3 protein-coding genes are annotated in these 1769 nt (G+C 65.8%); 2 read left to right on the top strand and 1 reads right to left on the bottom strand.

Annotated features, from left to right (window positions below; translation table 11 throughout):
* Together LDM92_RS09760 and LDM92_RS09755 are read left to right on the top strand one after the other, a co-directional pair.
* On the top strand, nucleotides 1–476 hold a 476-nt coding region (locus LDM92_RS09760; RefSeq protein ID WP_223903065.1), incomplete at its 5' end, for a hypothetical protein.
* Nucleotides 473–1099 carry a TraX family protein gene (locus LDM92_RS09755; protein ID WP_223903064.1) on the top strand — a complete coding sequence of 209 codons (627 nt, stop codon included), beginning with the start codon at nucleotides 473–475 and terminating at the stop codon, nucleotides 1097–1099. The genes LDM92_RS09760 and LDM92_RS09755, both read left to right, overlap by 4 nt.
* A 93-nt stretch (nucleotides 1100–1192) precedes the next feature.
* On the opposite strand, the gene LDM92_RS09750 is transcribed toward LDM92_RS09755, so the two are convergent.
* The gene (locus LDM92_RS09750) at nucleotides 1193–1567 is read right to left on the bottom strand and encodes a hypothetical protein (protein ID WP_223903063.1); all 375 of its coding nucleotides are present in this window, start codon (nucleotides 1565–1567) and stop codon (nucleotides 1193–1195) included.
* Nucleotides 1568–1769 lie beyond the last annotated feature (202 nt).

Genomic DNA, 1769 nt, shown 5'->3' with positions numbered 1-1769 from the left:
CCGGCACCCGTAAGGACGGTGCGCCGCGCTGGCCTTCAGTCGCTGCCTATGCCGAGGACCACATGCCGCGCATCGGCACCATGCCCTGGACGGCGCCGATCTTTGACGACCGACAGGCGCGATCCGATCCGCAGCTGGTGTGCATGTCGTCCATGGAAGGACTGGACGCGCAGGGTGTGCGCCAAGAGGCGAGCTGTCGCTGCCTCACCGAGCAGGGGACGGCGTATGAGCTGAGCCAGCCCGAGTGCCGCACGCTCGCCCGCAATGGGCCTGTCTACAACCCGTATCGGGAGCGGTCGGAAGATCGCCGGGACCAACGGTTGGACGCCGCAGCTCAGCTACGCCCAACGGAACCGGCAGCGGTGACGGGCAGCGTGGTCCAGCACGTGGAGCGCACCATGGGTAGTTTCCCCGAGTCTCCGCCGTTCCCAACCGACAGCTACATGACCACGGCACCCGGACCGAACAAGCTATGACCAGCTGCGCACGCGAGGTATTGAAGTGGCTAGCCGTCGTTCTCATGACGTGCGATCACGTCGCCAAGGTGATCTACGGCGGCTATGTGCCAGGTCTCAGCGAGGCGGGCAGGGTAGCGTTCCCCCTGTTCGCACTGGTTATGGCCTACAACCTTGCCCAGCCCGGCGCCGACGTGGTCAAGTCGGTGCGCAGGCTCGGCATGTGGGGCCTGATCGCGCAGCCGGTACATGCGTTGGCATTCGGGTACTGGTTGCCGCTCAACATCCTGCTCACGTTCTCCCTGTGTGCTGCCGTCATCTATGCAGCCGGCCAACGAAGGTGGGTTGCCCTGGCATTCGCCGCGGTGGCGCTGCCGGCATTCGTGGACTACCAATGGGCCGGGGTAGGGTTCGTGTTGCTGGCGTGGTTCGCCTTCAAGAGGCACCGGTTCTGGCTGTTGGTGCCAGCATTCGCCGCGATCTGCTGGTTCAATGGCAACCTGTGGGCGCTGGCAGCGATTCCGGTGGCGTTGGGCCTGTCTCGGGCGTCATGGCCTGTGCCGCGCGGGCGGTGGGCCTTTTACGGCTACTACGTCGCGCACCTTGCCTGCATCGGCCTGCTGGCGCCTATACTGCGGCCATGAACCTGCGCCGCTACCTCGACATGCACTACTGGGTTGCCCGATGGATGGATCGGGCGTTCGCGCGCCAGCAGGCGCGCCAGAAGAACTGAGCCGTCACGGACAGTTCTCGCCGGGGACGTTTTCCCAGCCTCCAGGTATTCGGCGGAACAGCACACCTCCAATGCAGCGGATTTCGCCGCGCTGTTGCTGCTCGCGGCGCTTCGCCTGTTCGCGGTACATGCGAATCTCGGCAATCTTCGCTTCCTTGGTGGGGTCTGGCTCCGTCTTCGGCGCGGGGATCGCGGCCGTCGTCTCTGGTTGCGCTGGCGGCGCGTTGAAGCGCGCATTCCATGCATCCCCGGTTCTCAGGTGCAGCCAGATCCCGGCACCGGCCATTCCGAGCAGTAGCACCGCCCACAGGCTCATCCACGGGAATTCCCAGCGCGGCTTCGGCAGTTCGGATAGGTACTCCGGTCGTTCGCGTTCCATACGGCCCCCAAGGCGTCCTGCGCGCATTCTAGCCGGGGTGTAGGGGCGGCGCCCCTACGGAAGCGCCTTACACGCGCTGGCGGCGTCTCGGCCCCGGCACTGGCAGGACACCCGCAGGTGGTTCGGCGTCGGGACCAGCCATCACCCCGGGCAACCGCTCTTGGCGGCGAGCCACAACGTCCCGTAGAATGTAGATACATCA

Origin of the sequence: Lactobacillus laiwuensis (genome assembly GCF_019972835.1) — a bacterium.
Classification (GTDB): domain Bacteria; phylum Bacillota; class Bacilli; order Lactobacillales; family Lactobacillaceae; genus Lactobacillus; species Lactobacillus laiwuensis.
The sequence above is the reverse complement of the archived record's forward strand: the minus strand, read 5'-3'. Positions and strand labels throughout refer to the sequence as shown.